22 protein-coding genes, 1 tRNA gene and 1 pseudogene are annotated in these 21,798 nt (G+C 66.8%); 10 read left to right on the plus strand and 14 right to left on the minus strand.

Annotated elements, in window-relative coordinates; translation table 11 throughout:
* The 5 genes and pseudogenes from F6Q13_RS09495 to F6Q13_RS09515 form a co-directional block, all read left to right on the plus strand.
* Positions 1-663: hypothetical protein (locus F6Q13_RS09495; protein WP_293055446.1), on the plus strand; the 663-nt coding region annotated here is incomplete at its 5' end.
* A gap of 56 nt (positions 664-719) precedes the next feature.
* Positions 720-1,262 carry a hypothetical protein gene (locus F6Q13_RS09500; RefSeq protein WP_293055528.1) on the plus strand — a complete coding sequence of 181 codons (543 nt, stop codon included), beginning with the start codon at positions 720-722 and terminating at the stop codon, positions 1,260-1,262.
* A 193-nt stretch (positions 1,263-1,455) separates the two neighbouring features.
* Positions 1,456-2,670, plus strand: a complete 1,215-nt coding sequence (locus tag F6Q13_RS09505) for a cytochrome P450 (RefSeq protein ID WP_293055448.1) — start codon at positions 1,456-1,458, stop codon at positions 2,668-2,670.
* Positions 2,667-3,824, plus strand: a complete 1,158-nt coding sequence (locus F6Q13_RS09510; protein ID WP_293055449.1) for an NDMA-dependent alcohol dehydrogenase — start codon at positions 2,667-2,669, stop codon at positions 3,822-3,824. The genes F6Q13_RS09505 and F6Q13_RS09510 overlap by 4 nt, the downstream gene beginning before the upstream one ends.
* Before the next feature lie 69 nt (positions 3,825-3,893).
* Positions 3,894-4,505 (plus strand): annotated as a pseudogene (locus tag F6Q13_RS09515) (alpha/beta fold hydrolase); the annotation flags it as partial.
* 42 nt (positions 4,506-4,547) lie between these two features.
* On the opposite strand, the gene F6Q13_RS09520 reads toward F6Q13_RS09515, so the two are convergent.
* The 6 genes from F6Q13_RS09520 to fabG form a co-directional block, all read right to left on the minus strand.
* Entirely contained in the window at positions 4,548-5,447 is a 900-nt protein-coding gene (locus tag F6Q13_RS09520; RefSeq protein ID WP_293055452.1) for a hypothetical protein, read from the minus strand.
* Between the two features lie 134 nt (positions 5,448-5,581).
* Complete coding sequence (locus F6Q13_RS09525) at positions 5,582-6,304, minus strand: GntR family transcriptional regulator (protein ID WP_293055454.1); 723 nt, start codon at positions 6,302-6,304, stop codon at positions 5,582-5,584.
* Positions 6,301-7,494: an acyl-CoA dehydrogenase family protein gene (locus F6Q13_RS09530; protein ID WP_293055456.1), complete on the minus strand. Its 1,194-nt coding sequence runs from the start codon at positions 7,492-7,494 to the stop codon at positions 6,301-6,303. The genes F6Q13_RS09525 and F6Q13_RS09530 overlap by 4 nt, the downstream gene beginning before the upstream one ends.
* 15 nt (positions 7,495-7,509) lie before the next feature.
* Positions 7,510-8,697: a CoA transferase gene (locus F6Q13_RS09535; RefSeq protein WP_293055531.1), complete on the minus strand. Its 1,188-nt coding sequence runs from the start codon at positions 8,695-8,697 to the stop codon at positions 7,510-7,512.
* Between the two features lie 2 nt (positions 8,698-8,699).
* On the minus strand, positions 8,700-9,917 hold the full coding sequence (locus F6Q13_RS09540) for an acetyl-CoA C-acetyltransferase (protein ID WP_293055534.1): 1,218 nt from the start codon (positions 9,915-9,917) through the stop codon (positions 8,700-8,702).
* The gene (gene fabG, locus F6Q13_RS09545) at positions 9,917-10,657 is read right to left on the minus strand and encodes a 3-oxoacyl-ACP reductase FabG (RefSeq protein WP_293055458.1); all 741 of its coding nucleotides are present in this window, start codon (positions 10,655-10,657) and stop codon (positions 9,917-9,919) included. Before fabG ends, F6Q13_RS09540 begins: the two co-directional genes overlap by 1 nt.
* Positions 10,658-10,819: 162 nt before the next feature.
* On the opposite strand from fabG, the gene F6Q13_RS09550 reads away from it, so the two are divergent.
* Complete coding sequence (locus F6Q13_RS09550) at positions 10,820-11,995, plus strand: acyl-CoA dehydrogenase family protein (protein ID WP_293055460.1); 1,176 nt, start codon at positions 10,820-10,822, stop codon at positions 11,993-11,995.
* Between the two features lie 85 nt (positions 11,996-12,080).
* Here F6Q13_RS09550 and F6Q13_RS09555 read toward each other — a convergent pair whose 3' ends face one another.
* Together F6Q13_RS09555 and htpG are read right to left on the minus strand one after the other, a co-directional pair.
* On the minus strand, positions 12,081-13,568 hold the full coding sequence (locus F6Q13_RS09555; protein ID WP_293055462.1) for an aldehyde dehydrogenase family protein: 1,488 nt from the start codon (positions 13,566-13,568) through the stop codon (positions 12,081-12,083).
* A 55-nt stretch (positions 13,569-13,623) separates the two neighbouring features.
* Complete coding sequence (gene htpG / locus F6Q13_RS09560) at positions 13,624-15,567, minus strand: molecular chaperone HtpG (protein ID WP_293055465.1); 1,944 nt, start codon at positions 15,565-15,567, stop codon at positions 13,624-13,626.
* 217 nt (positions 15,568-15,784) lie between these two features.
* Here htpG and F6Q13_RS09565 point away from each other — a divergent pair, with 217 nt between their 5' ends.
* Both F6Q13_RS09565 and F6Q13_RS09570 read left to right on the plus strand, forming a co-directional pair.
* Positions 15,785-16,627, plus strand: a complete 843-nt coding sequence (locus tag F6Q13_RS09565) for an SDR family oxidoreductase (RefSeq protein ID WP_293055468.1) — start codon at positions 15,785-15,787, stop codon at positions 16,625-16,627.
* Positions 16,628-16,680: 53 nt separating this feature from the next.
* Positions 16,681-17,106 carry a lipoprotein LpqH gene (locus tag F6Q13_RS09570; RefSeq protein WP_293055471.1) on the plus strand — a complete coding sequence of 142 codons (426 nt, stop codon included), beginning with the start codon at positions 16,681-16,683 and terminating at the stop codon, positions 17,104-17,106.
* 32 nt (positions 17,107-17,138) lie between these two features.
* Here the strand turns inward: F6Q13_RS09570 and F6Q13_RS09575 are convergent.
* Positions 17,139-17,222: transfer RNA gene (locus F6Q13_RS09575), tRNA-Leu, on the minus strand.
* 67 nt (positions 17,223-17,289) lie between these two features.
* Between F6Q13_RS09575 and F6Q13_RS09580 the strand changes: the two genes are divergently transcribed.
* Both F6Q13_RS09580 and F6Q13_RS09585 read left to right on the plus strand, forming a co-directional pair.
* Positions 17,290-17,670, plus strand: coding sequence for a hypothetical protein (locus F6Q13_RS09580; RefSeq protein ID WP_293055474.1), 381 nt, complete (start codon positions 17,290-17,292; stop codon positions 17,668-17,670).
* On the plus strand, positions 17,667-18,026 hold the full coding sequence (locus F6Q13_RS09585; RefSeq protein WP_293055477.1) for a DUF3817 domain-containing protein: 360 nt from the start codon (positions 17,667-17,669) through the stop codon (positions 18,024-18,026). Before F6Q13_RS09580 ends, F6Q13_RS09585 begins: the two co-directional genes overlap by 4 nt.
* Before the next feature lie 95 nt (positions 18,027-18,121).
* Here F6Q13_RS09585 and rdgB read toward each other — a convergent pair whose 3' ends face one another.
* The 5 genes from rdgB to F6Q13_RS09610 all read right to left on the minus strand — a co-directional run bounded on the left by rdgB (position 18,122) and on the right by F6Q13_RS09610 (position 21,797).
* The gene (rdgB, locus tag F6Q13_RS09590) at positions 18,122-18,721 is read right to left on the minus strand and encodes an RdgB/HAM1 family non-canonical purine NTP pyrophosphatase (protein ID WP_293055537.1); all 600 of its coding nucleotides are present in this window, start codon (positions 18,719-18,721) and stop codon (positions 18,122-18,124) included.
* Positions 18,718-19,497, minus strand: coding sequence for a ribonuclease PH (gene rph / locus F6Q13_RS09595; protein WP_293055480.1), 780 nt, complete (start codon positions 19,495-19,497; stop codon positions 18,718-18,720). The genes rdgB and rph overlap by 4 nt, the downstream gene beginning before the upstream one ends.
* A gap of 23 nt (positions 19,498-19,520) precedes the next feature.
* A complete protein-coding gene (locus F6Q13_RS09600) occupies positions 19,521-20,294 on the minus strand; it encodes a cyclic nucleotide-degrading phosphodiesterase (RefSeq protein WP_293055482.1) in 774 nt (257 codons plus the stop codon).
* Positions 20,295-20,355: 61 nt separating this feature from the next.
* Positions 20,356-21,162: a glutamate racemase gene (gene murI, locus F6Q13_RS09605; protein WP_293055485.1), complete on the minus strand. Its 807-nt coding sequence runs from the start codon at positions 21,160-21,162 to the stop codon at positions 20,356-20,358.
* The gene (locus F6Q13_RS09610) at positions 21,159-21,797 is read right to left on the minus strand and encodes a rhomboid family intramembrane serine protease (protein ID WP_293055488.1); all 639 of its coding nucleotides are present in this window, start codon (positions 21,795-21,797) and stop codon (positions 21,159-21,161) included. The genes murI and F6Q13_RS09610 overlap by 4 nt, the downstream gene beginning before the upstream one ends.
* Position 21,798 lies beyond the last annotated feature (1 nt).

The raw sequence follows: 21,798 nt of genomic DNA on the forward strand, positions 1-21,798 counted from the left end.
CGGATGGCCCGGGCCCGGGCCCGGGCCATCCGACTGCGCCGCGCGGCCCAGACCCGGAACGACAACGGCCAAGAGCCGACTGCCGCCCCGGTCGCCGAACCTGCCCCCGAGGCCCGCCGGGCCGCCGAGCCGCGGGTCAGCGCCGCGGAGACCCCCCGACCGCGACGGCGGCGGCTCCCCCCGAGAATGTCGGCGGCGCTGAGCGTGACCGCCGTCGTGGTCATCTGCGGCCTGCTCGCGGCCAGCGGCTACATGGTGTGGTACAACCACGAAGCCCTCGCGCAGCGGCAGCGCGCCGCGGCGTTCACCGCCGCGGCCAGACAGGGTGTGATCAACATGCTCTCGCTGAATTTCACCAAGGCCAAACAAGACGTCCAGCGGGTGATCGACAGCTCTACCGGCGAGTTCAGGGACGATTTCCAAAAACGCGCCGGTGACTTCACCTCGGTCGTCGAACAGTCCAAGGTGATCACCGAGGGCGCGGTGACCGCAACCGGCGTCGAGTCGATGGGAAAGGATTCCGCGGTGATCTTGGTGCTCGGGACCGAACGCGTCACCAACGCTGCCGGCGCCAAAGACGAACCGCGGGCGTTCCGGTTACGCGTGTCGGTGACCCGCGACGGCGATCAATTCAAAATGTCGAAAGTCGAGTTCGTGTTGTGAACGCAGCCGACGAAACCGAGGATCAGGCCGTCGTCGAGGCACCCGCCGGTGCGGCTATCCCACCGCGCGACAAGACACCGCCGCAAAAGCAGGTCGCGCGCAGCAAGATCGCGACCCATATCAACCTTGCCGCGGTCATTCCGGTCATACTTTTGCTGGTCTCCGGCGGGCTGGCGGCCTGGCTGTACGTCACCGAATACCGGCCTGATCGGCAGACCGACAACGCCGCCGCCCACCGAGTGGTCGCCGCCGCCCGGGAGGGCACGGTCGCGCTGCTGTCCTACAAACCGGACACCCTCGAACAGGACTTCACCACGGCCAAATCCCACCTGGGCGGAGATTTTCTGGACTACTACGAAAAGTTCACCCGCGAGATCGTGACAAAGGCGGCCAAGGAGAAAGCGGTAACGACCAGCGCCAAGGTCGTCGGGGCCGCGCTGTCGGACCTGCATGCCGATTCGGCCGTCGTGCTGGTCTTCGTCAACCAAACCACCACCAGCAAAGACCGGCCGGAGCCGGCCATGTCGGCGAGCAGCGTGCTGGTGTCGTTGACCAAGGCCAACGGCAGTTGGCTGATCACGAAATTCGACCCGGTCTAGGTCCGACATCGGCCCCGGCGGGCCGACACCTCCGGGCACGATCGGTATTCGCACCGGCCGTGGGCCCACTACATCCTGGTGGATACCACCCGACCGCGTTGGGCTTTATTGCTATTTATATTATGATAGTGAGATTCCACCGGACATGTCAGGTCCGGTGCGCCCGCGCCACCGGTTGCTCCAGGAGGAGCTGATGTCCATCAGCACCAACCCGCACGGCCAAGCCGTGACGCTCGACACGACGGGCGAAACCAGCCCCTACCCGTTCTATGCCTATATGCGTCGCACCGAACCGGTCTGGCACGGCGCCCTCGGCGATCCATCGCAGCTGCCGCCCGAACTGGTCCCCGACGACGAATGGGTGCTGTTCGGCTACGACGACGTGTTCCGGGCATTCCGCGACGACCGGGTCTTCAGCTCGCACGCCTACGACAAAACCATCGGGCTGGTCATCGGGCACACCATCCTGGCCATGGGCGGCAAAGAGCACCATGATCACCGCAACCTGGTGGCCAAGGCGTTTCGCGCCACCTCGCTGCAACGCTGGGAACCTGCAGTCATCGCACCCGTCTGCAACCAGCTGATCGACGAGATCAAAAACGACGGCGAGGCCGACCTGGTCACGTCGGTCACGTTCGAGTTCCCTACCCGGGTCGCCGCCGCGCTGCTGGGGCTTCCTCGCGAGGACCTCGACCTGTTCCGGCGACTATCGTTCGATCTCATCTCGATCCCGGTCGACATCGAGGCCGGGTTGAGAGCCTCCGCCGAATTGCACGACTACTTTCTCGAACAGGTCGAGCAGCGACGCCGCAAACTCACCGACGACATCATCGGCGACCTGGTCGGGGCCGAGATCGACGGCGAAAAGCTCACCGACGAGGCCATCATCTCCTTCCTGCGGCTGTTGCTGCCGGCCGGCCTGGAAACCACCTACCGCTCGTCGGGAAACCTGCTGTATCTGCTGCTGACCCATCCCGACCAGTTGGCGGCGGTGTATCGAGACCGGTCCCTGATCCCGGCCGCGTTCGAAGAGGGACTGCGCTACGAGACACCACTGACCATGGTCCTGCGCACCACCACCGAGCCGGTCGAAATCGGTGGAAAGACAATCCCTTCCGGCGCGCAAGTCGACTTGTGCATGGGATCGGCCAACCACGACGAAACCCGCTGGCGCGATCCCGAAACGTTCGACATCCACCGGCCGCGGCAGGCCAACCTCGCCTTCGCCGGAGGCATCCACATGTGCCTGGGCATGCACCTGGCCCGGCTGGAAACCCGGGTGATGCTCAACAGCCTGTTCGACCGGGTCGCGAACCTGACCCTGATACCCGACGAAGATGCCAGAATCGTCGGGCTCACCTTCCGTTCTCCCAACAAGATTCCGGTCACGTTCACCCCCGCCTCGTGAGAAGCCGGGCGGCGATCCTGCACGACGTCGGCGCGCCGTGGTCCGTCGAGGAATTCCAACTCGATCCACCGCGCGCCGGTGAGGTTCTCCTCGAGCTGGCCGCTGCCGGACTGTGCCACTCCGACGACCACATCCGCACCGGCGACATCGGCGCGCCCAACGAGGTGCTGCGCTCGCTCGGACTGCCGACCATGTTTCCTACCATCGGCGGCCACGAGGGTTCCGGCGTAGTCCGCGAAGTCGGTCCCGGCGTCACCGAGTTCGAACCGGGCGACCACGTGGTGACGTCGTTCGTCGCGGTGTGCGGTCGATGCCGCTGGTGCGCCTCCGGCATGGAGTATCTCTGCGACGCCGGTATCGGCACCTTGACCCCGGGAATGCCCACCGACGGGACGTTTCGCCATCACACCGGCGACGGCAAACCGCTGGGGCACATCGCCAAGATCGGTGCATTCGCCGAACACACTGTGGTAGCGGCAGCTTCGCTGGTCAAGATCGAGCCGGAGCTGCCGCTGGTTCCCGCCGCCCTGCTGGCCTGCGCCATTCCCACCGGGTACGGCTCGGCAGCCAACCGAGGCGGGGTGTGCGGCGGTGACACCGTTGTGGTAATCGGTGCGGGCGGCATCGGGACCGGCGCGATCCAGGGTGCGCGAATCAGCGGAGCCGCGCAGATCATCGCCGTTGATCCGGTGGAATTCAAACGGAAATCGGCGCTGCGATTCGGCGCCACCCACAGCGCGTCGACGGCGGCCGATGCGCTGGATCTGGTGCGCGACGTGACCCGCGGGGTGATGGCCGACACCGTGGTGGTGTCACCCGCACTGATCAGCCCCGAGGATGTCCGCGATGCGCTCGCGCTGACCCGTAAGGGCGGCACCTGCGTGCTGACCGGGATGACGTCGCAACTGACCCGGTCGGTCGACGTCGACCTGCAGGATTTCATCCTGATGAACAAAACGCTGGCCGGCACCGTCTTCGGGTCGTGCAATCCGAGATCCGACGTAGCGCGGCTGGCCGGGCTCTATCGGACCGGGCAGCTCAAACTCGACGAGATGATCACGAAACGCTATCGGCTCGACCAGATCAACGACGCCTACGACGATCTGCTGGGGGGTCAGATCATCCGCGGTGTCATCGATTTCGGACTCGGGTAGCGCAGAGCTCACCGGAGGCGCCGGACCGACTGGTACAAGAAAAGCAACGCCACACCCGGCGATCTCGCCACCGTCACGGCGGCCGATTGGATCTGCTCGGCCGTCACCCAGATCAACGATGCCGGACTCACAGACGTGGTCGTCGCCGGTCACTCACTGGCCGGGCTGACTGTGCCCGGAATCGTCGCGGAGCTCGGTGCGGCGCGGGTGCGGGAGATGATCCTGGCCGCGTGCTCGGTACCCGTGCAGGGAACCGCGATCGTCGACACGCTCAGCGCTCCGCTGGCGTGGTATGTGCGACGGGCCATCCGGCGTAAAGCGTCGCCTGCGACCACCCCGAAACTGCTCGCGGGCTGGTTGTTTTGTAATGGAATGTCATGGCGGCAACGCCGCTTCGCGTTGTCGCGGCTGCACGACGAAGCCGTCGCGGTCATCGCTGAACCCGCCGACCACCGCGGTCTGCCCGCCGACATCCCCCGGACATGGATCTTGACGTTGCGTGACCGTGCCCTGTCGGTGTCGGCGCAATACCGCAGCATTGCCGCGCTCGGGGGCGTGCAGACATTGATCCCCGTCGATACCTGCCACGATCTGATGATCAGCGAACCCGCGCTGCTGGCCGCGATACTCATCGAGCGCTGTCGGCTGCGGATACGGCCGGGCCGATGCCAGGCACAATGACCGAGCCCTCCCGCCTTCCCGGGCCGGTACCGGAGACACCCGTCACGACGGGGCAGCGGCCATCCCCGACCTGGCGGCCAACTCGTCGAGGAACGCCACGCCCACGTGGCCCTGCGCCGCGCCGCACCGGGGGCAGTACCGGCCGGCCTCGGGCACATTGAGCCAGTATCCGGCGGCCGCCGGCGTGGCGTCGACCAAGGCGAGCAGATCACCGGCAGTGACCCGGCGGCCGTCCGGGTTGGTCGACAGGCCCACGAAGACCGGTACGCCGGGGTGAGCGGCCCGGATCCGCTCCACGGCAGCCGGTACCGCTGAGGTCGCCAGCGACGTGCCTTCGGTGCTTTGGGACTGGATCTCGATGACGGAAGCAATCTCCGCGGCCGGAACCAGCACCCGCTCGCTGAATGCCGCCCAGCGGGACGGTCCCCGCGGCTCGTCCGGCGCAAGGACGTTCATGAGGTCAAAGGCCGGGGCGAAGATCAACTGTTTGTCGTGACCGGCGGCGACCTGCTCGGCGGCCCGCAGCGCGGCGATGGGATCGCGCTGCTCGTTTTCCGGCGTGAAACTCCAGTGCTCGAGGTCGAGCAGGACATAGCGAACCGTCTCGGGCACCCTGTCATCCGACAACGCGGCCGACAGCGCCGCGCCGCTGGTGAAATCGGCGACCAAGCCGGCATCCGGCACCCTCGGGTCGCCCCCGGTCGAGAGCAGCAGCGTGGCGGGGTTGTCGAAGAAACGCTTGGTCGATTCGGCGGAGAGCCCGGCGGATTCGAGCCGGCTGATCGCTCCGGGAGAGATGATCCACCCCGGATCCGGGTCGGTCCGGAAAGCGCGCTTGACTGCCGGCGGGCGAGCCGCGGCCGGCGATTCCGCGCCGGTTGCCGCCAGCGCCACCGGCGTCACAACCAGCAGCGCACCCACGAGGATGCCGACCTCTGTCATCCTGCGGCGGCGACGTCGGGCCCCGGCCCCCGTTCGCCCGGCTGGTTGCGAGTGGATCCCACAGCGAGTCGCCATGGCACTAATGATGCGGGAGTTTCTCTTCGCAGGGAACTGGGAGATGCCTCGTCCCAGGGTCAGGACGACGTTCCCCGGGCGCGTCGGCGCGAGTACGGGCGGCTTGCCGGGTCGATGACACCGTGCCCGATCAGGTGATCGATCAACGGGGCGGCGCCGGCGGAGAGGTGCTCCGACATCGCCTTGCGGGCCAGCTCGTCGTCGTGTTTGGCCAGTGCCGCCAGCACCCGCCGGTGGTCCCTGATCGATTGGGCGGGCCAGCCGGGGATCGTGGGAAACACCGATTCGGGGGCATAGCGGGTGATTTGCGACATCAGCTGGGCAAGCTTGGGTGAGTCGGCAGCGACGTTGATGGCGCGGTGAAACTCGTGATTGAGCCGGACCGCCCGTTCGTCGTCGCTACTGGCGTAGGCCGCCTCCAGCTGGGTCTGGATCTCCTTGAGCTGCTGCAGCCGGTCGCCGTCGATGGTGACCGCAGCCCGCGCGGCCAGCTCGCCGCCGACGTGTGCCTGCACGTTGGCGACGTCGGCAAGATCTCGTCCCGTCACCGGCAACACCACGAAACCGCGGCGCGGCTGTTGAGCGAGCAGACCCTCCGCGCGAAGCTCGAACAAGGCTTCACGCACCGGCGTCACGCTGATGCCCAGTTCGGCCGCCAGCTGGTCGAGACGCACGTACTGCCCGGCGGAGTAGGTGCCGTCGAAAATCCGTTTGCGGACATACCGCGCCACATCGTCGGACAGCTGCGGTCTCGCCGCGAAATCTGGAACGCGCGCAGTCATATTTGATAGTCGGCAAGCAGGCGCTTGCTGATGATCGACTTCTGGATCTCGCTGGTGCCCTCGCCGATGAGCAGAAACGGTGCGTCGCGCATCAGCCGCTCGATCTCATACTCCGTGGAGTAGCCGTAGCCGCCGTGGATACGGAAGCTCTGCTGGGTGACCTCGGTGCAGAATTCACTGGCCAGATACTTCGCCATGCCCGCGGCGACGTCGTTACGCTCGCCGGAATCCTTCAACCGGGCCGCGTTGACCATCATCAGATGGGCGGCCTCGACCTTGGTTGCCATCTCTGCGATTTGGAAAGCAATAGCCTGATGCTCGGCGATCGGCCTGCCGAACGTGTGGCGTTGCTGGGCATAGCGAACCGCCAGCTCGAACGCCCGCAGAGCCACCCCGCAAGCCCGCGCCGACACATTGACCCGACCGACTTCGATGCCGTCCATCATCTGATAGAAGCCCCGCCCGGGTACCCCGCCCAGAATGTCTTCTGCACCTGCGATATAGCCGTCGAAGATCATTTCCGTGGTATCGATGCCCTTGTAACCCAGCTTGTCGATCTTGCCGGGTATCAGCAGACCGGGGACGACTTCGCCGAATCCGGCTGGTTTTTCGATCAGGAACGCGGTGAGGTTGCGGTGCGGCGAGTCGGCTCCCTCGTCGGTGCGGACCAGTGCCGCCACCAAGGTCGAGCTGGCCCCGTTGGTCACCCACATCTTCTGACCGTTGATCGTGTAGCCGCCGTCGGCATTGCGAGTTGCGCGGGTGCGGATGGCGGCGACGTCGGAGCCCAACTCCGGCTCCGACATCGAAAACGCGCCACGGACCTCGCCGGTGGCCATGCGCGGCAACAGCCGTTGTTGCTGCGCCTCGGTGCCGTGCTGTCGCAGCATGTAGGCCACGATGAAATGGGTGTTGAGGACCCCGGAGACACTCATCCAGCCCCGGGCCAGCTCCTCCACGCACAGCACATACGTCAGCAGCGACTCCCCCAGGCCGCCGTACTCCTGCGGAATCATCAAGCCGAAGAGCCCCATCTTTCGCATCTGGTCGACGAGGGCCTGCGGATAGGTGTCGGCGCGCTCGAGCTCCGGCGCTGTGGGAATGACTTCTTTCTCGACGAATTGACGCACCGTAGCGATGATCTCGGATTGAAAATCGGTCAGACCGAGTGTCTGGGCAAGTTTGGTCATCAGATCCTCCTCTGGTCAGCAGGCGATCGTTTTCGCGTGGATCAGCCGTTCGATGTCTGCTGCGCTGAGCCCCAAGCGATCCGCCAGGATCCCGGCCGTATCCCCGCCCAGCGCAGGTGCGGCCGCGCTCGGGGGATGACGGCCGTCGAACGCGATCGGCAGGCCCGGTGCCAGGTATTCGCCGAGCCCTGCTTGCTGCAGGCGGGAAAACAGCGGGTTCGCGGTCACCCGTTCGTCGTTGGCGAGCTGCCCGAATGTGCGGTAACGCTCGTAGAGCACGCTCGTGGAGGCCAGCGCTTCGATGATCTCCTCGGCGGTGTGGGCCGCGAACCAGACGGCGAACAGCCCGCTCAACACGTCACGGTAGCGGTAGCGGTCCCCCTCGTCGCCGAAGTCAACGCCCAGAGACCGGGCAAGTGCCGACACCGCGGCACCGGTGCCGGTCACCTCGACAAGGTCCTGGAAGTGCCGTCTCGTCAGCGTGACGACCATGAAGGCAACGCCGTCGCCGCTGGTGAAGTCCTGGCCGTACTGACCGTAGATCGCGTTGCCCAACCGCGGGCGCTCGGTTCCGGTCACCTGCGGTTCGGTCAAAAGCCCCAGATTGCCGGCGGTGGCCAGCGCGACGTCTTCGAGCGCCAGGCTGATGCGGGCGCCCACGCCGCACTGGTCGCGGCGCCGCACCGCGGCGGTCACCGCGAGCGCTGCGTACAGACCGCAGCACACGTCCCAGGCCGGCAAGACGTGGTTGACCGGGCCGGCATGGTTGGCGGGGCCCGTCACCAGCGGGAATCCGGTCCCCGCGTTGACCGTGTAGTCCACTGCGGTGGAACCGTCGCCGCGGCCGAGCAATTGGAGATGGATCACATCCTCGCGCAGGCGGGCGAGCTGGTGATACGACAGCCAGGCCATGCCCGCGGCGTTGGTGACCACGACGCCGTCACCTTCGACGATCAGCCGCTGAACCAGGTGCTGCCCTTCGGGTGAGCGCAAGTCGACGGTGACCGACCGCTTTCCCTTGTTCAGGCCGGTCCAGTAGATCGAGGTGCCGTCGGCGGCCAGCGGCCAGCGGTGTACGTCCGAGGCGCCTCCGACGGGGTCAACCCGAATCACCTGGGCGCCGAGCTGGCTCAGCGTCATGCCACACAACGGTGCGGCGACGAAGCTCGACACCTCGACGACGGTGACGTCGCTCAGCGGCATGGTCACGACGAGATCCGTTCGAACACCGCGGCCAAACCCTGTCCTCCACCGATGCACATGGTCTCAAGCCCGTAGCGCGCGCTTCGCCGGGTGAGCTCACGCGCCAACGTGGCGAGCATCCGTCCGCCGGTCGCGCCGACCGGATGCCCCAGCGAGATCCCGGATCCACACACGTTGATCCGCTCCCGGTCGGCGGCGCCCACGCGCCACTCGCGCATCACGGCGAGAGCCTGCGCGGCGAACGCCTCGTTGAGCTCGATCAGGTCGATGTCGCTCAATTGCAGTCCGGCCTTGGCCAGCGCGATCTCGGTGGCCGGCACCGGGCCGATGCCCATGATGTCGGGTGCCACCGCCGCAACGGCCCAGGACACCAACCGAACCAGCGGGGTCAGGCCCAGGTCAGCGGCCTTGTCCGGGGTGGTCACCACGCACATCGATGCCGCATCGTTTTGCCCGGAGGCGTTGCCCGCGGTCACGGTGGCATCCGGATCATGCTCTGCCAGAACCGGTTTGAGCTTGCTCAGCGATTCCATCGACGTGTCGGCACGAGGATGCTCGTCGGTGTCGACCAACTGCTCGCCGTGTCGGGCGGGTAGCGCGACGGGAATGATTTCTTCGGCGAAGACACCGTTCTGCTGGGCGGCTACTGCTCGCTGGTGCGAGGTCACCGCGAGTTCGTCTTGCTCGGTCCGTGAGATGCCGTAGCGTCGGCGCAGATTCTCGGCGGTTTCCAGCATCCCGCCGGGCACCGGGTAATGGCGGCCGCCGGCGGTGGTGCGACCACGGGTCAACCCGTCGTGCACCCGCACACCGCTGCGGGCGCCGCCCCAGCGCATGTCGGTGGAGTAGAAGACCACGTTGCTCATGCTTTCGGCGCCGCCGGCGATGACGAGGTCGTTGTCCCCGCTGCTGACCTGCAAGCACGCCTGGATCACTGCTTGGAGACCCGAACCGCAGCGGCGGTCGACCTGCATGCCCGGAACCGTCACCGGCAGGCCGGCGTCGAGCGCCACCACTCGCCCGATCGCCGGTGCCTCACTGCTCGGGTAGCAGTGCCCGAGGATGACGTCCTGTACCGATTGCGGCGGGATTTTGGTTCGCTGCAGCAGACCCCGCAGCGCGGCGACACCGAGGTCGACGGCGGTCAGCGACGTGAACATTCCCCCGTAGCGGCCGATCGGGGTGCGCACCGGCTCGCAGATCACGGCTTCGCGCACGATCACATGAACCTCCCGCCGGTCACCTCGAGCACGGTGCCGGTCATGTACGAGGACAAATCCGAGGCCAAAAACAACGCCACATTGGCGACCTCGGCCGGCTCACCGGCCCGCCCCAGCGGAATCTCGGCCATCTTTTCGTCCCAGATACGCTGCGGCATAGCCTCAGTCATCGCCGTCCGAATCAGGCCGGGCGCGATGGCGTTGACCCGCACCCCCAGGTGGGCAAGTTCCTTGGCGGCCGCTTTCGTCATTCCGATGATCCCGGCTTTGGCCGCCGAATAGTTGGTCTGACCGACCAGCCCGACCTTGCCGGACAGCGACGACATGTTCACGATCGCACCGCGCTTGTTCTCCCGCATGATCGCCGCGGCCTTGCGGGTGCCGTTCCAGGTTCCCTTCAGATGCACCGCGATCACCTCGTCGAACTGCTCCTCGGTCATTGTGCGCATGGTCGCGTCACGGGTGATCCCGGCGTTGTTGACCATGATGTCCAGACCGCCGAAGCGTTCGACGGCGGTTCCGATCAGGGTCTCGACGTCGGTGGCCGTCGTCACGTCGCACCGCACCGCCGCCGCGACGCCGTCGCCGCCGAGCCGAGTGGCCGCGGCCTCGGTGCCCTCGAGGTTCACATCGCCGAGCACCACCCGCGCGCCTTCGGCGACGAAGCGCTCCGCGATAGCGAACCCCAATCCTTGGGCACCACCGGTGACGACCGCGGTCCGACCGGTCAGCAATGACATCTGATCACCCTCCTTCATCCACGCCTACGAACCCTGCGATTCTCGCACATCATATTTAATATATGATCTTCGTGGTGCCGGCGACGCCGGGCACCGCGGGTCGCCACGGTTACTCCTGGCCCACGAGGCGCCCCGAAGGAGGCCGAAAGGAGCATGGCTTCGATGACCACTGCCCCCGTCGCCGACGACGTCTTCGCGCAAATCCTCGCCCAGACCCGTGAATTCGTCCGTACCGCCGTCGTCCCGCGCGAGCAGGAGATCCTGGCGGCTGACGCGGTTCCCGACGACCTTCGGGACCAGGCCAAGGCCATGGGGTTGTTCGGCTATGCCATCCCCCAGGAATGGGGCGGGCTCGGCTTGGACCTGGCCCAAGACGTCGAGTTGGCGATGGAGTTGGGTTACACGTCGCTGGCGCTGCGGTCGATGTTCGGCACCAACAACGGGATCGCCGGGCAGGTGCTGGTCGGGTTCGGCACCGACGAGCAGAAGTCGCGCTGGCTGGCGGGGATGGCCTCCGGCGAAGTGGTCGCCTCGTTCGCGCTGACCGAACCCGGCGCCGGCTCCAACCCGGCCGGACTGCGCACCAAAGCTGTCCGCAGTGACGGAGACTGGGTGATCTCCGGAGCGAAGCGCTTCATCACCAACGCCCCGATGGCCGATCTGTTCGTGGTGTTCGCGCGCACCCGGCCCGCCGATGCGGCCGGCCCGGGCATCGCGGTGTTCCTGGTCCCGGCCGACATCCCCGGCGTCGAAGTGGGGCCTAAGGACGCCAAAATGGGCCAGGAAGGCGCGTGGACGGCCGATGTCAGCTTCACCGATGTCCGTGTCCCGCACGGTGCGCTGGTCGGCGGCAGCGAAGACATCGGCTACCGGGCAGCGATGACGTCGCTGGCGCGCGGGCGCATCCACATCGCCGCGGTCGCGGTGGGCACCGCCCAGCGGGCGCTCGACGAGTCCGTGACCTATGCGGCCACCGCCACCCAGGGCGGCACGCCGATCGGGAACTTCCAACTGGTGCAGGCGATGCTGGCCGAGCAGCAAACCGGCGTGATGGCCGGACGTGCTCTGGTGCGGGAGGCGGCCCGGTTATGGATCAGCGACCAGGATCGCCGGATCGCGCCGTCGGCGGCGAAGTTGTATTGCACCGAAATGGCCGGCAAGGTCGCCGATCTGGCCGTGCAAATCCACGGCGGCAGCGGCTACCTGCGCGGGGTGCCGGTGGAGCGGATCTACCGCGACGTCCGCCTGCTGCGGCTCTACGAGGGGACCAGCGAGATCCAGCGCCTGATTGTCGGGTCGAACCTGGTCAGGTCGGCGTCCACAGCACGCCGCAGGTAACCGCACCGAACACCGCGAGCGTGCGTGTCGCCGCAGCGACACGCCGGCGAACGTCGGTTTGTGCGCACGCTCGGGCCGTCGCTGCTCATGAGCCGGCGGGATAGCCGACGGATTTGATCTCGGTGTACTGGTCGAACCCGGCGACACCGTTCTGGCGGCCCACTCCGCTGGCCTTGTATCCACCGAACGGCGTGTCGGCGCCGTAGGCAGCGCCGCCGTTGACGCCGATGAACCCGGCCCGCAGCCGGCGGGCCACCGCCAGCGAGTGCTCCAGGGAACCCGAGATCACGTTACCGGCCAGCCCGTAGGCGCTGTCGTTGGCGATGCGGATCGCGTCCTCCTCGTCGTCGAAGGGGATGACAGCCAGCACCGGGCCGAAAATCTCCTCTTGCGCAATCGTCATGGAATTGTCGACGTCGACGAAAAGCGTTGGCCGCACGAAGAACCCCTTGTCGAAACCGGTGGGCGCGTCGGGGCCGCCGACCAGGGCGGTGGCGCCCTCCTCGATGCCCTTGTTGAGATAGCCCAGCACCCGCTGGCGCTGCCTATCCGAGATCAACGGGCCGCACAGGGTGGCGGGATCCTGCGGGTCGCCCGGCATGACGTTCTCGTAGATGCTCTGCAGAATCCCCACGCCCTCGTCGTAGCGAGACCGCGGCAGCAGCATCCTGGTGGGAATGGCGCAGCCCTGCCCGGCGTGCATGCACGGGGCGATGCCGATCGCGCAGGCCGACCCGAAATCGGCATCCTCGAGCACGATCGTGGCCGACTTGCCGCCGAGCTCCAAAAACAGCCGCTTCAGTGTCGCCGCACCTTTTTCCATGATCCGTTTGCCGACCGCGGTCGAGCCGGTGAACGAGATCAGGTCGACCTTCGGCGAGAGGGTGAGCTCTTCGCCGATCAGATGATCCGATGCGGTGACGACGTTGACGACGCCGGATGGAATATCTGTTTTCTCGGCGATCAACCGGCCCAGCCGGGTCGCATTGAACGGCGTGTCGGGCGCCGGTTTGAGCACCACGGTGTTGCCGGTGCCCAGCGCCTGGCCGATCTTGTTGATGGTGACCTCGAACGGGAAGTTCCACGGCACGATCGCGCCGACCACGCCCACTGGTTCCCGCCACACCTTGCGACGGGTCAGCATGCCGGTGACGCTGATCGGCTTGTCACCCAGGTCGGTTTCCCAGGGGTACTCGTCGATCAGCTTGGCGGGGTACCGCAGCCCGTCCTCCAGCGGCGCGTCGAGCTGGGGTCCGTAGGTGATGGCCCGGGGTGTTCCGGCTTCGAGGATGAGCTCCTCACGCAGTTCTTCGCGCTCGGCGTCGATGGCCTCGTGCAGCTGCAGCAGGCAGCGCTGCCGAAACGCGTGGTTGGTCGACCAGTCGGTCTCGTCGAACGCGCGGCGGGCGGCGTCGATGGCCCGATGCATGTCTTCCTTCGACGCGTCGGCGACCTCGCCGAGGATCTCTTCGGTTGCCGGATTGACGTTGGGGAACGCGCCGGCCCGGCCGTCGACGAGCTCGCCGTCGATCAACATCTTCGGTTCGAAACGAACCTTTGCCGCCTCAGTCATGTCACTCTCCTTCGGTGCGGCGCTCCGCACAGTGCCGGGCTGCCCGTCGCACCCCCTACACGGTGCGTGCCAGCCGATCGGCGAGCAATCCGGCGAACTTCGCCGGGTCCTCGGGTACATCACCTTCGGACAGAAGCGCGGTGCCGTAGAGCAGTTCGGCGGTGTCGGCGAGTTCGGCGAGCTTGGCGTCGTCATCGCCGCGGTTCTTGTGCGCCTGTTGCAGGCCGATGATGAGCGGATGCTTGGGGTTGATTTCGAGGATCCGCTTCCCGACCGGAACCACCTGCCCGGAAGCGCGGTACATGCGCGCGAGCGCGGGCGTGATGCCGAAACTGTCGGTGATCAGGCAGGCCGGCGACTCGGTGAGGCGGGTGGACAACCGTACTTCCTTGACGTGGTCGCTCAAGGTCTGCTGCAGCCAGGTCAGCAGGTCGGCGAAATCCTTCTGCTGCTCCTGGCGCTCGGCCTCGTGGGCGGACTTTTCCTCCTCGGAGTCCAGATCGACCTCACCCTTGGCGACCGACTGCAAAGGCTTGCCGTCGAACTGGCTGACCTGTCCCACCCAGATCTCGTCGACCGGATCGGTCAGCAGCAGCACCTCGTAGCCCTTGGCCTTGAACGCCTCCAAATGCGGCGACTTCAGAAGTTGCTCACGCGATTCGCCGGTCGCATAAAAGATCTGTTTTTGGTTGTCCTTCATGCGCCCCACATAGTCGGCGAGGGTGGTGAGCTGCTCGTCGCTGTGCGTCGAGGCGAACGACGAGACACGCAGCAGCGTGTCCTGGTTGTCGAAGTCCAGCATCAGGCCCTCTTTGAGGACCGTGCCGAACTGGGTCCAGAACGTGCGGTAGTCCTCGGGCCGCTGCGACTGCAGGTCCTCGATCGTGGCGAGCACTTTTTTGGTCAGCCGGCGGCGGATCGCGTTGATCTGGCGATCCTGCTGCAGCATTTCCCGGGAAACGTTGAGCGACATGTCCTGGGCGTCGACAACGCCCTTGACGAACCGCAGGTATCTCGGCAACAGCTGGTCGCAGTCGCCCATGACGAAGACGCGCTTGACATAGAGCTGAACCCCGATCTTGGCGTCCCGGTCATACAGGTCGAACGGAGCATGTGACGGGATGAACAGCAAGGCCTGGTACTCGAAAGTGCCCTCGGCCTTCATCGCGATGACCTCCAGCGGGTCATCCCAGGCGTGTGCGATGTGCTTGTAGAACTCCTTGTACTCCTCCTCGGAGACCTCGTCTTTGGGTCTGGCCCACAGCGCCTTCATCGAGTTGAGCGTCTCGGTTTCCACGGTGACGACGTCGTCGCCCCCCTCCTCGGTGGCCGGAGTACGCTTTTCGACCTGCATCCGGATCGGCCAGGCAATGAAGTCCGAGTACTTCTTGACCAGACTCCGGATCTTCCACTCCGCGGTGTAATCGTGCAGCTCGTTCTCGGCATCTTCGGGCTTGAGGTGCAAGGTGACCGACGTTCCCTGCGGCGCGTCATCGACCGATTCGATGGTGTAGGTGCCTTCACCGCTGGATTCCCACCTGGTAGCAGCGCTTTCGCCGGCCTTGCGGGTCAGCAGCTCGACCTTGTCAGCGACCATGAACACCGAGTAGAAACCGATCCCGAACTGACCGATCAGCTCGTCGGAGGCGGCGGCGTCTTTAGCCTCCCGCAGCTGCCGACGGAGTTCGGCGGTGCCCGACTTGGCCAGGGTGCCGATCAGATCCACGACCTCTTCGCGCGTCATCCCGATGCCGTTGTCGCGCACGGTCAGGGTGCGTGCGTCTTTGTCGGCCTCGATCTCGATATGCAGGTCGGAGGTGTCGACGTCGAGGTCCTTGTTGCGGAAGGCTTCCAGTCGCAGCTTGTCGAGTGCATCGGAGGCATTCGAGATCAGCTCCCGCAGAAACGAATCCTTGTTGGAATAGACCGAGTGGATCATCAGATCCAGCAATTGCCGAGCCTCAGCCTGGAACTCCAACTGCTCGACACGCGCGTTCATGTGACTCCGTTCCACACGCACACCTTCGACTTAGCTGCCGCATAGACTACCTCGAAGCGCCGTTGACCTGCGCTCGAGGAGTTCGCGGCCGGTCTCGGCGCACACTGCCAAAATTTCGCCGGATACGCTACGGTCCGTTCCGTAAGGCTGTCGGTAAGCCCCTCGACTCCCCGCGCCAAGGGGTTCCCGCCGAGATCACAGCGAGGATAGGACGGAAATGACTGGTATCGAGCAGTTTCGCTACGACGGCAAGCGGGCGCTGGTGGTGGGCGGTGCGACCGGCATGGGGGCAGCGGCGGCCCGGACCGCAGCTGCCCTGGGCGCCGAGGTCGTGGTGATGGATTACGCACCGGTTGACGCCGATCTCGGCCGCGGCATTGCAGTGGACTTACGCGATCGGGCATCGATCGACAGCGCGATCGACCAGGTGGACGGCCCCGTCGACGCTCTGTTCTCGGCCGCCGGGGTTGCCGACGGACCCGACCTGATGCGAATCAATTTCATCGGCCACCGCCATCTCATCGAGCGGCTGCTCGATGAGGGCCGGTTGCGTCGCGGTTCGGCCATCTGTTTCATTTCCTCGGTTGCCGGCATCGGATGGGAAAGTGACCTGCCGCGACTGCAGGAGTTCCTGGCCACCCCCGACTTCGACGCCGCGGACGCCTGGGTCAGGGCCCACGAGGCGGAGGGGTTCATCCACTACGGCTTCAGCAAGCAAGCCATCAACGCCTACGTCGCGATGCAGGCGTTTCCGTTCCTGGCCAAAGGGGTGCGCATCAACGCCATCTGCCCCGGCCCGACGGACACCCCCCTTGCCCGCGCCAATGCCGACCTGTGGCTGACGTTCGCGCAGGACTACCGGGACGCCACCGGCTCTGCGGTCCACACCCCCGAGCAGATGGCCAACGTGATGGCGTTTCTCAACAGCGACGCCGCCGCCGGCGTCAATGGCGCAACCTTGCTGGTGGACTATGGGCACGTCGCGTCATCGCTGACCGGGTCGTTCGCGCCCGGCAAACCGATCATCGACCTGATCATGGGCCGGGTGTCACTCACCTGACCGGCTTGGTGCAGGCGAAGGTGACGTCGTGAAAACAAGAGTGGAGGTGCCCGGTGAACGGCCGATTCGCTATCGCGGCGATGGCGGCCGCTTCGGTGCCCATGGCGTTGTGCTCGGGGTGTTTCCTGCGCGCCGAAAGGATCCCCCAAAAAACCGCGCACGTCACCGTCGACTACGTCACCCGGACTTCGCATGCGGTCACCTGTAACCAAGTTCAGTGGTTGCTGACCGCTGATGTCAGCCTCGCGCCCGCGCGTGTCCGAGTACTTCTCAACCTCGATTCGGGCAAGCCCAAGGTCGAATCGGTCAACATCGACAACTACAACGACTTCACCGGCGTGGCCGACGCAGGAGTCGGCCACGCTACTGCTGTTTTCGCCGGTAACACCTATACCGTCACCGGCGAGGCCCACGGCTCTCGGCGCACCGACCCCGCGATCACGACGACGGCGCCGTTCACCATCGAGGTGGACTGCTGAGCGACGATGCCCGCCGGGCCACCCGGTGTCGGTGCGGGCGGAGGGACTCGAACCCTCAAGCTCTTTCGAGCACGGGCACCTAAAACCCGCGCGGTTGCCTGTTTCGCCACGCCCGCAAGCCTGCCGATCGTACCGCTCGCGCGTTAAGAGCGGCGGTGACGCAGCAAGGGGTACCGTCGTAACGTGTCCACTACCCGGCGTCGGAGATGGCCGCTTGCAGCGCTGGTTGTCGTTGCTGCCTGCGGTTGCCTGGCCTTGGGCTGGTGGCAGTGGACGAGGTTTCAGTCGGTGTCGGGCACCTTCCAAAACCTCGGCTACGCGTTGCAGTGGCCGCTGTTCGCCGGATTCTGCGTCTGGGCCTACCGCAAGTTCGTCCGCTACGAGCAAACACCGCCGGCGCCACGACAGCACCCCGCCATGACGCAGCTCCCGCAAGGGTTGTTGCCCGAGCGGCCCGGTCCGGCAGCGCAGCCGGTCGACGATCCGGCGCTGCGAGAGTACAACGCCTACCTGGCCCAACTCGCCAAAAACGATGCCGAGGAACAGAACAGGACGATCGCATGACCACACCCGAGACACCCGAAGCGCAGCAGGCGGCGCCCACATCCGCCGAGAAGGTCCGGCACGCGCTGCTGGGGTACCGCGTCATGGCCTGGACGACGGGCATCTGGCTGATCGCGCTGTGCTACGAAATCGTGGTCCATTACATCGTCCGGGTGGAGAATCCGCCGACCTGGATCGGTGTGGTGCATGGCTGGGTGTATTTCACGTATCTGCTGTTCACCGCCAATCTGGCGGTCAAGGTCCGCTGGCCCATCGGCAAGACGATCGCGGTACTGCTGGCCGGCACCGTTCCGCTGCTCGGCATCATCGTCGAGCACTTCCAGACCAAGGACATCAAAGCCCGCTTCGCGCTGTAGGCCCGGTAGCCGGCCCCGGTTGTGCGGTTTGATACGGCCGCTCCGGCGTGTCGCGTATGACACGGCACACTCGGCGGGATGCGGGAAGCGGGCCGTCAGAGCAGTGCCCGCAGCGCCGGCAGCAGCAAACGCAGCGCCCGGCCGCGATGCGAGACGGCGTCTTTGTCGGCCGGACTGAGCTGCGCCGCAGTGCAGGCGAAGCCCTCCGGACGAAACACCGGGTCGTAACCGAATCCGCCGTCACCGCGCGGCTCCCGGGTGATCGTTCCCGGCCACTCACCCCGGACCACGACTTCGCCGCCCTGCCACACCAACGCGCACGCCGAGACGAACGTTGCGCCGCGCCGCTCGTCGGGGACGTCGCGCAGCTGGGCGAGCAGCAGCGCGACGTTGGCGGCGTCGTCACCGTGGGTGCCGGCCCAGCGCGCCGAGAGCACCCCGGGCATGCCGTTCAACGCCGCCACTGCCAAGCCCGAGTCGTCGGCGATGCACGGCAGATTACTCGCGGCGAAGCCGTCACGGGCCTTGGCCAGCGCGTTGTCCTCGAAAGTCGCGCCGGTCTCCGGTGTCTCCCCGAAAGCGGGCACCTCGTCCGGCGACACCAGGGTCAGCGCCGCCAGGTGCGCGGCGTCGAGCACCCGCCGCAGTTCGGCCAGCTTCTTGCGGTTGCGGCTGGCGACGAGCACCCGGGTCAGCTGCCGAAAGCTTTCTGCGGAGGCGGGCCCTCGGGCAGCACACCCGGATACGGTGCGGCCAGGGCCTCGCGCTGCACGGCGAACAGCGTGTCGCAGGCACCCAGGGCTGCGTCGAGCAGCTTGTCCAGCGTCGAGCGCGGGAAGGTCGCCCCCTCCCCGGTGCCCTGCACCTCGACCAGGGTTCCGGTGTCGGTGGCGACGACGTTCATGTCGACCTCGGCGCGAGCGTCCTCCTCGTAGGGCAGGTCCACCCGGATCCGGCCGTCGACCACGCCGACACTGACCGCGGCGATCGCGCACGACAGCGGCCGCGGGTCGGACAGCGCGCCCGCTGCCGACAGGTACGTCACCGCATCGGCCAGCGCGACGTAGGCTCCGGTGATCGCCGCGGTGCGGGTGCCGCCGTCGGCCTGCAACACGTCGCAGTCGATCGCGACGGTGTTCTCCCCCAAGGCCGCCAGGTCGATGGCGGCCCGCAGCGACCGGCCGATCAGCCGACTTATCTCCTGGGTGCGCCCAGACAGCCGGCCCTTCACCGATTCCCGGTCACCGCGGGTGTGGGTGGCCGCCGGCAGCATCGCGTATTCGGCGGTGAGCCAACCCGACCCCGACCCCTTGCGCCAGCGTGGCACCCCCTCGATGACGCTGGCCGTACACAAGACCTTGGTGTGGCCGAATTCAACAAGCACCGAACCCGCCGGATGCGAGGTGAACCCGCGGGTGATGACCACCGGGCGAAGCTCGTCATCGAGGCGACCGTCTTCTCGTCTGGACACACCGGCCAGCCTATCGGGGTTGGTCAGCCTCGCCCCACGTTGAACGTCTCGCCGCACACCACCGCGTGCACCGGTCCGTCGAACTCCGCCTTCGCCTCGCTGATCACGTCCTCGCGCGAGGTCCACGGCGGGATGTGGGTGAGCAGCAGTTCCCGGACCCCGGCGGCAGCGGCGATCCGCCCCGCGTCGGTGCCCGACAGGTGCAGGTTGCAGGGACGATCGGCAGCGTCGGTCCAGGACGCCTCGCACAGGAAGACGTCGGCGTCGCGGGCCAGCTCGACGAGCGTGTCGCAGATCCCGGTGTCACCGCTGTAGACGAAGGATGCTCCGCTGGGATCGGTGATCTTCAGGCCGTAGGACTCGGTCGGATGCGCCACCACGCGCGGCACAATGGTCAGCGTGCCGATCTGCACCGGCTCACCGTCGACCCAGTGGTGGATCTCGAAAATGTCGGTGAAGTCGTCGATCTCGCCTCCGTAGGGCGAGGATGCGGCCCCGAGCCGCGACCAGGTGTCGCTGGGGCCATACATCACCGCCTTGCCCACCGGGGGCGAGGGATGATAGCGGCGCCATACGAACAGGCCGGGCAGATCCAGGCAGTGGTCGGCGTGCAGATGCGACAACAGCACCTGCACCGAACCCGGATCGGTGTGGCGCTGCAGTGCCCCGAGCACGCCGCCGCCGAAGTCGACCACCAGCGGCGGAGTGTCCGGCGCCCGGAGCAGATAACCCGATGCCGGCGAGTCCGGGCCGACGACACTGCCGGAGCAGCCGAGCACGGTTATTCGCACGGTCACTACTGTGCCATGCCCGCGACCGGCTTGGCGAAAACGTCCCCGCTTTGCCGGGCGCCGGCCCTTATCCGGGCAGCCGGTGAACGGGCTGCACCCCGGCGGGCCCCAGGAACCGCGCCGCCAGCCGGCTGAACGCCTCCGGGTCGCCGGTGGCCTCGAAGATCCTGGTTGCCGGTGGCGCGTCATGGGGGCGCAGCAGGTCCTGCTCGGTGAGCACCCGCAGCAGTTCCTTGGCGGTCTCTTCGGCGCTGGAGACCAACGTGACGTGCTGGCCCATCGCCAGCTGAATCAACCCGGACAACAGCGGATAGTGGGTGCAGCCCAGCACCAGCGTGTCCACGTCGGCGCGCTGCAGGGGCTCAAGGTAGCCTTCGGCCAGCCCGAGCACCTGGCGACCACTGGTGATGCCGCGCTCGACGAAGTCGACAAACCGCGGGCAGGCCACGGCGGTGATCTCGGTGTCGCGGGCGGCGGCGAACGCGTCCTGGTAGGCGTGCGAGGCGATGGTTGCCTGAGTGCCGATCACCCCGATGCGGCCGTTGCGGGTCGCGGCGACGGCGCGCCGGACCGCGGGCAGGATCACCTCGACGACCGGCACCTCGTAGCGCTCCCGGGCGTCACGCAGGCACGCCGCGGACGCCGAGTTGCACGCGATCACCAACGCCTTGACCCCGCGGCCGACGAGGTCGTCGCCGAGAGCCAGGGCGTGGGAGCGGATCTCGGCGATAGTGAGCGGACCATAGGGGCCGTTGGCGTTGTCGCCGACATAGATGATGTCCTCGTCGGGCAGCTGGTCGATGATCGCGCGAGCGACCGTCAGTCCTCCCACCCCCGAGTCGAAGATGCCGACCGGGGCCAGCGCTCGGCTCACCGGAGGACCTGCTGCCGGCGATACTCGCGGGCGCGCCGCTCCGGGCCGGACAGCAGGTAGGCGGCCAACAGGCCGGCCAGCGCACCACACAGATGCCCCTGCCAGGACACTCCGCCGCACCCGTCGAGCACCGGCACCGCGCCCCACAACACCCCTCCGTAGCCGAACAGCACGACGATCCCGGTGACGATCTGCCGGACCGAGCGGGTGAAAAACCCGAACACCACCACGAAGGTCAGCCAGCCGAAGATCAGGCCCGACGCGCCGATGTGATCTGTTTCGCCGCACGTCGAGCCGATGTTGCCGATCAGCCAGGTGCCGAGCCCGCCGGCAATCCACACGATCGCGGTCGTCCAGAAGAACCGCGAGAGGCCGGTCAGCGTCACCAGAAAACCGAGGATCAACGCCGGGCCGGTGTTGGCGATCAGGTGCTGCCAACTGGCATGCAGCAGCGGGGCGACGATGACGCCCCACAGGCCGGCGGCCTCCAGCGGCCGGATGCCGTCGCGATCCAGGTGGTGGCCACTGAGCTGATCGACCAGCTCCGCGACGTACAGCAGCGCTACGAAGCCGACGATCGTCGCGCCGCCGACCACCAATCCCGAGTGTTTGGCCGGCCGCTGGGCGGTCGGCACG

It is taken from the genome of Mycobacterium sp., from assembly GCF_008709575.1.
In the GTDB taxonomy this organism is placed as follows: Bacteria; Actinomycetota; Actinomycetes; order Mycobacteriales; family Mycobacteriaceae; genus Mycobacterium.

Bases quoted from the DNA above. Each gene is read 5' to 3' on its own strand.
- F6Q13_RS09555 (WP_293055462.1), bottom strand. From the start codon at position 13,568: ATGACTGAGGCGGCAAAGGTTCGTTTCGAACCGAAGATGTTGATCGAC.
- F6Q13_RS09505 (WP_293055448.1), top strand. From the start codon at position 1,456: ATGTCCATCAGCACCAACCCGCACGGCCAAGCCGTGACGCTCGACACG.
- F6Q13_RS09525 (WP_293055454.1), bottom strand. From the start codon at position 6,304: ATGACTGCGCGCGTTCCAGATTTCGCGGCGAGACCGCAGCTGTCCGAC.
- F6Q13_RS09520 (WP_293055452.1), bottom strand. From the start codon at position 5,447: ATGACAGAGGTCGGCATCCTCGTGGGTGCGCTGCTGGTTGTGACGCCG.
- F6Q13_RS09565 (WP_293055468.1), top strand. From the start codon at position 15,785: ATGACTGGTATCGAGCAGTTTCGCTACGACGGCAAGCGGGCGCTGGTG.
- F6Q13_RS09530 (WP_293055456.1), bottom strand. From the start codon at position 7,494: ATGACCAAACTTGCCCAGACACTCGGTCTGACCGATTTTCAATCCGAG.
- htpG (WP_293055465.1), bottom strand. From the start codon at position 15,567: ATGAACGCGCGTGTCGAGCAGTTGGAGTTCCAGGCTGAGGCTCGGCAA.
- F6Q13_RS09585 (WP_293055477.1), top strand. From the start codon at position 17,667: ATGACCACACCCGAGACACCCGAAGCGCAGCAGGCGGCGCCCACATCC.
- fabG (WP_293055458.1), bottom strand. From the start codon at position 10,657: ATGTCATTGCTGACCGGTCGGACCGCGGTCGTCACCGGTGGTGCCCAA.
- F6Q13_RS09550 (WP_293055460.1), top strand. From the start codon at position 10,820: ATGACCACTGCCCCCGTCGCCGACGACGTCTTCGCGCAAATCCTCGCC.
- F6Q13_RS09535 (WP_293055531.1), bottom strand. From the start codon at position 8,697: ATGCCGCTGAGCGACGTCACCGTCGTCGAGGTGTCGAGCTTCGTCGCC.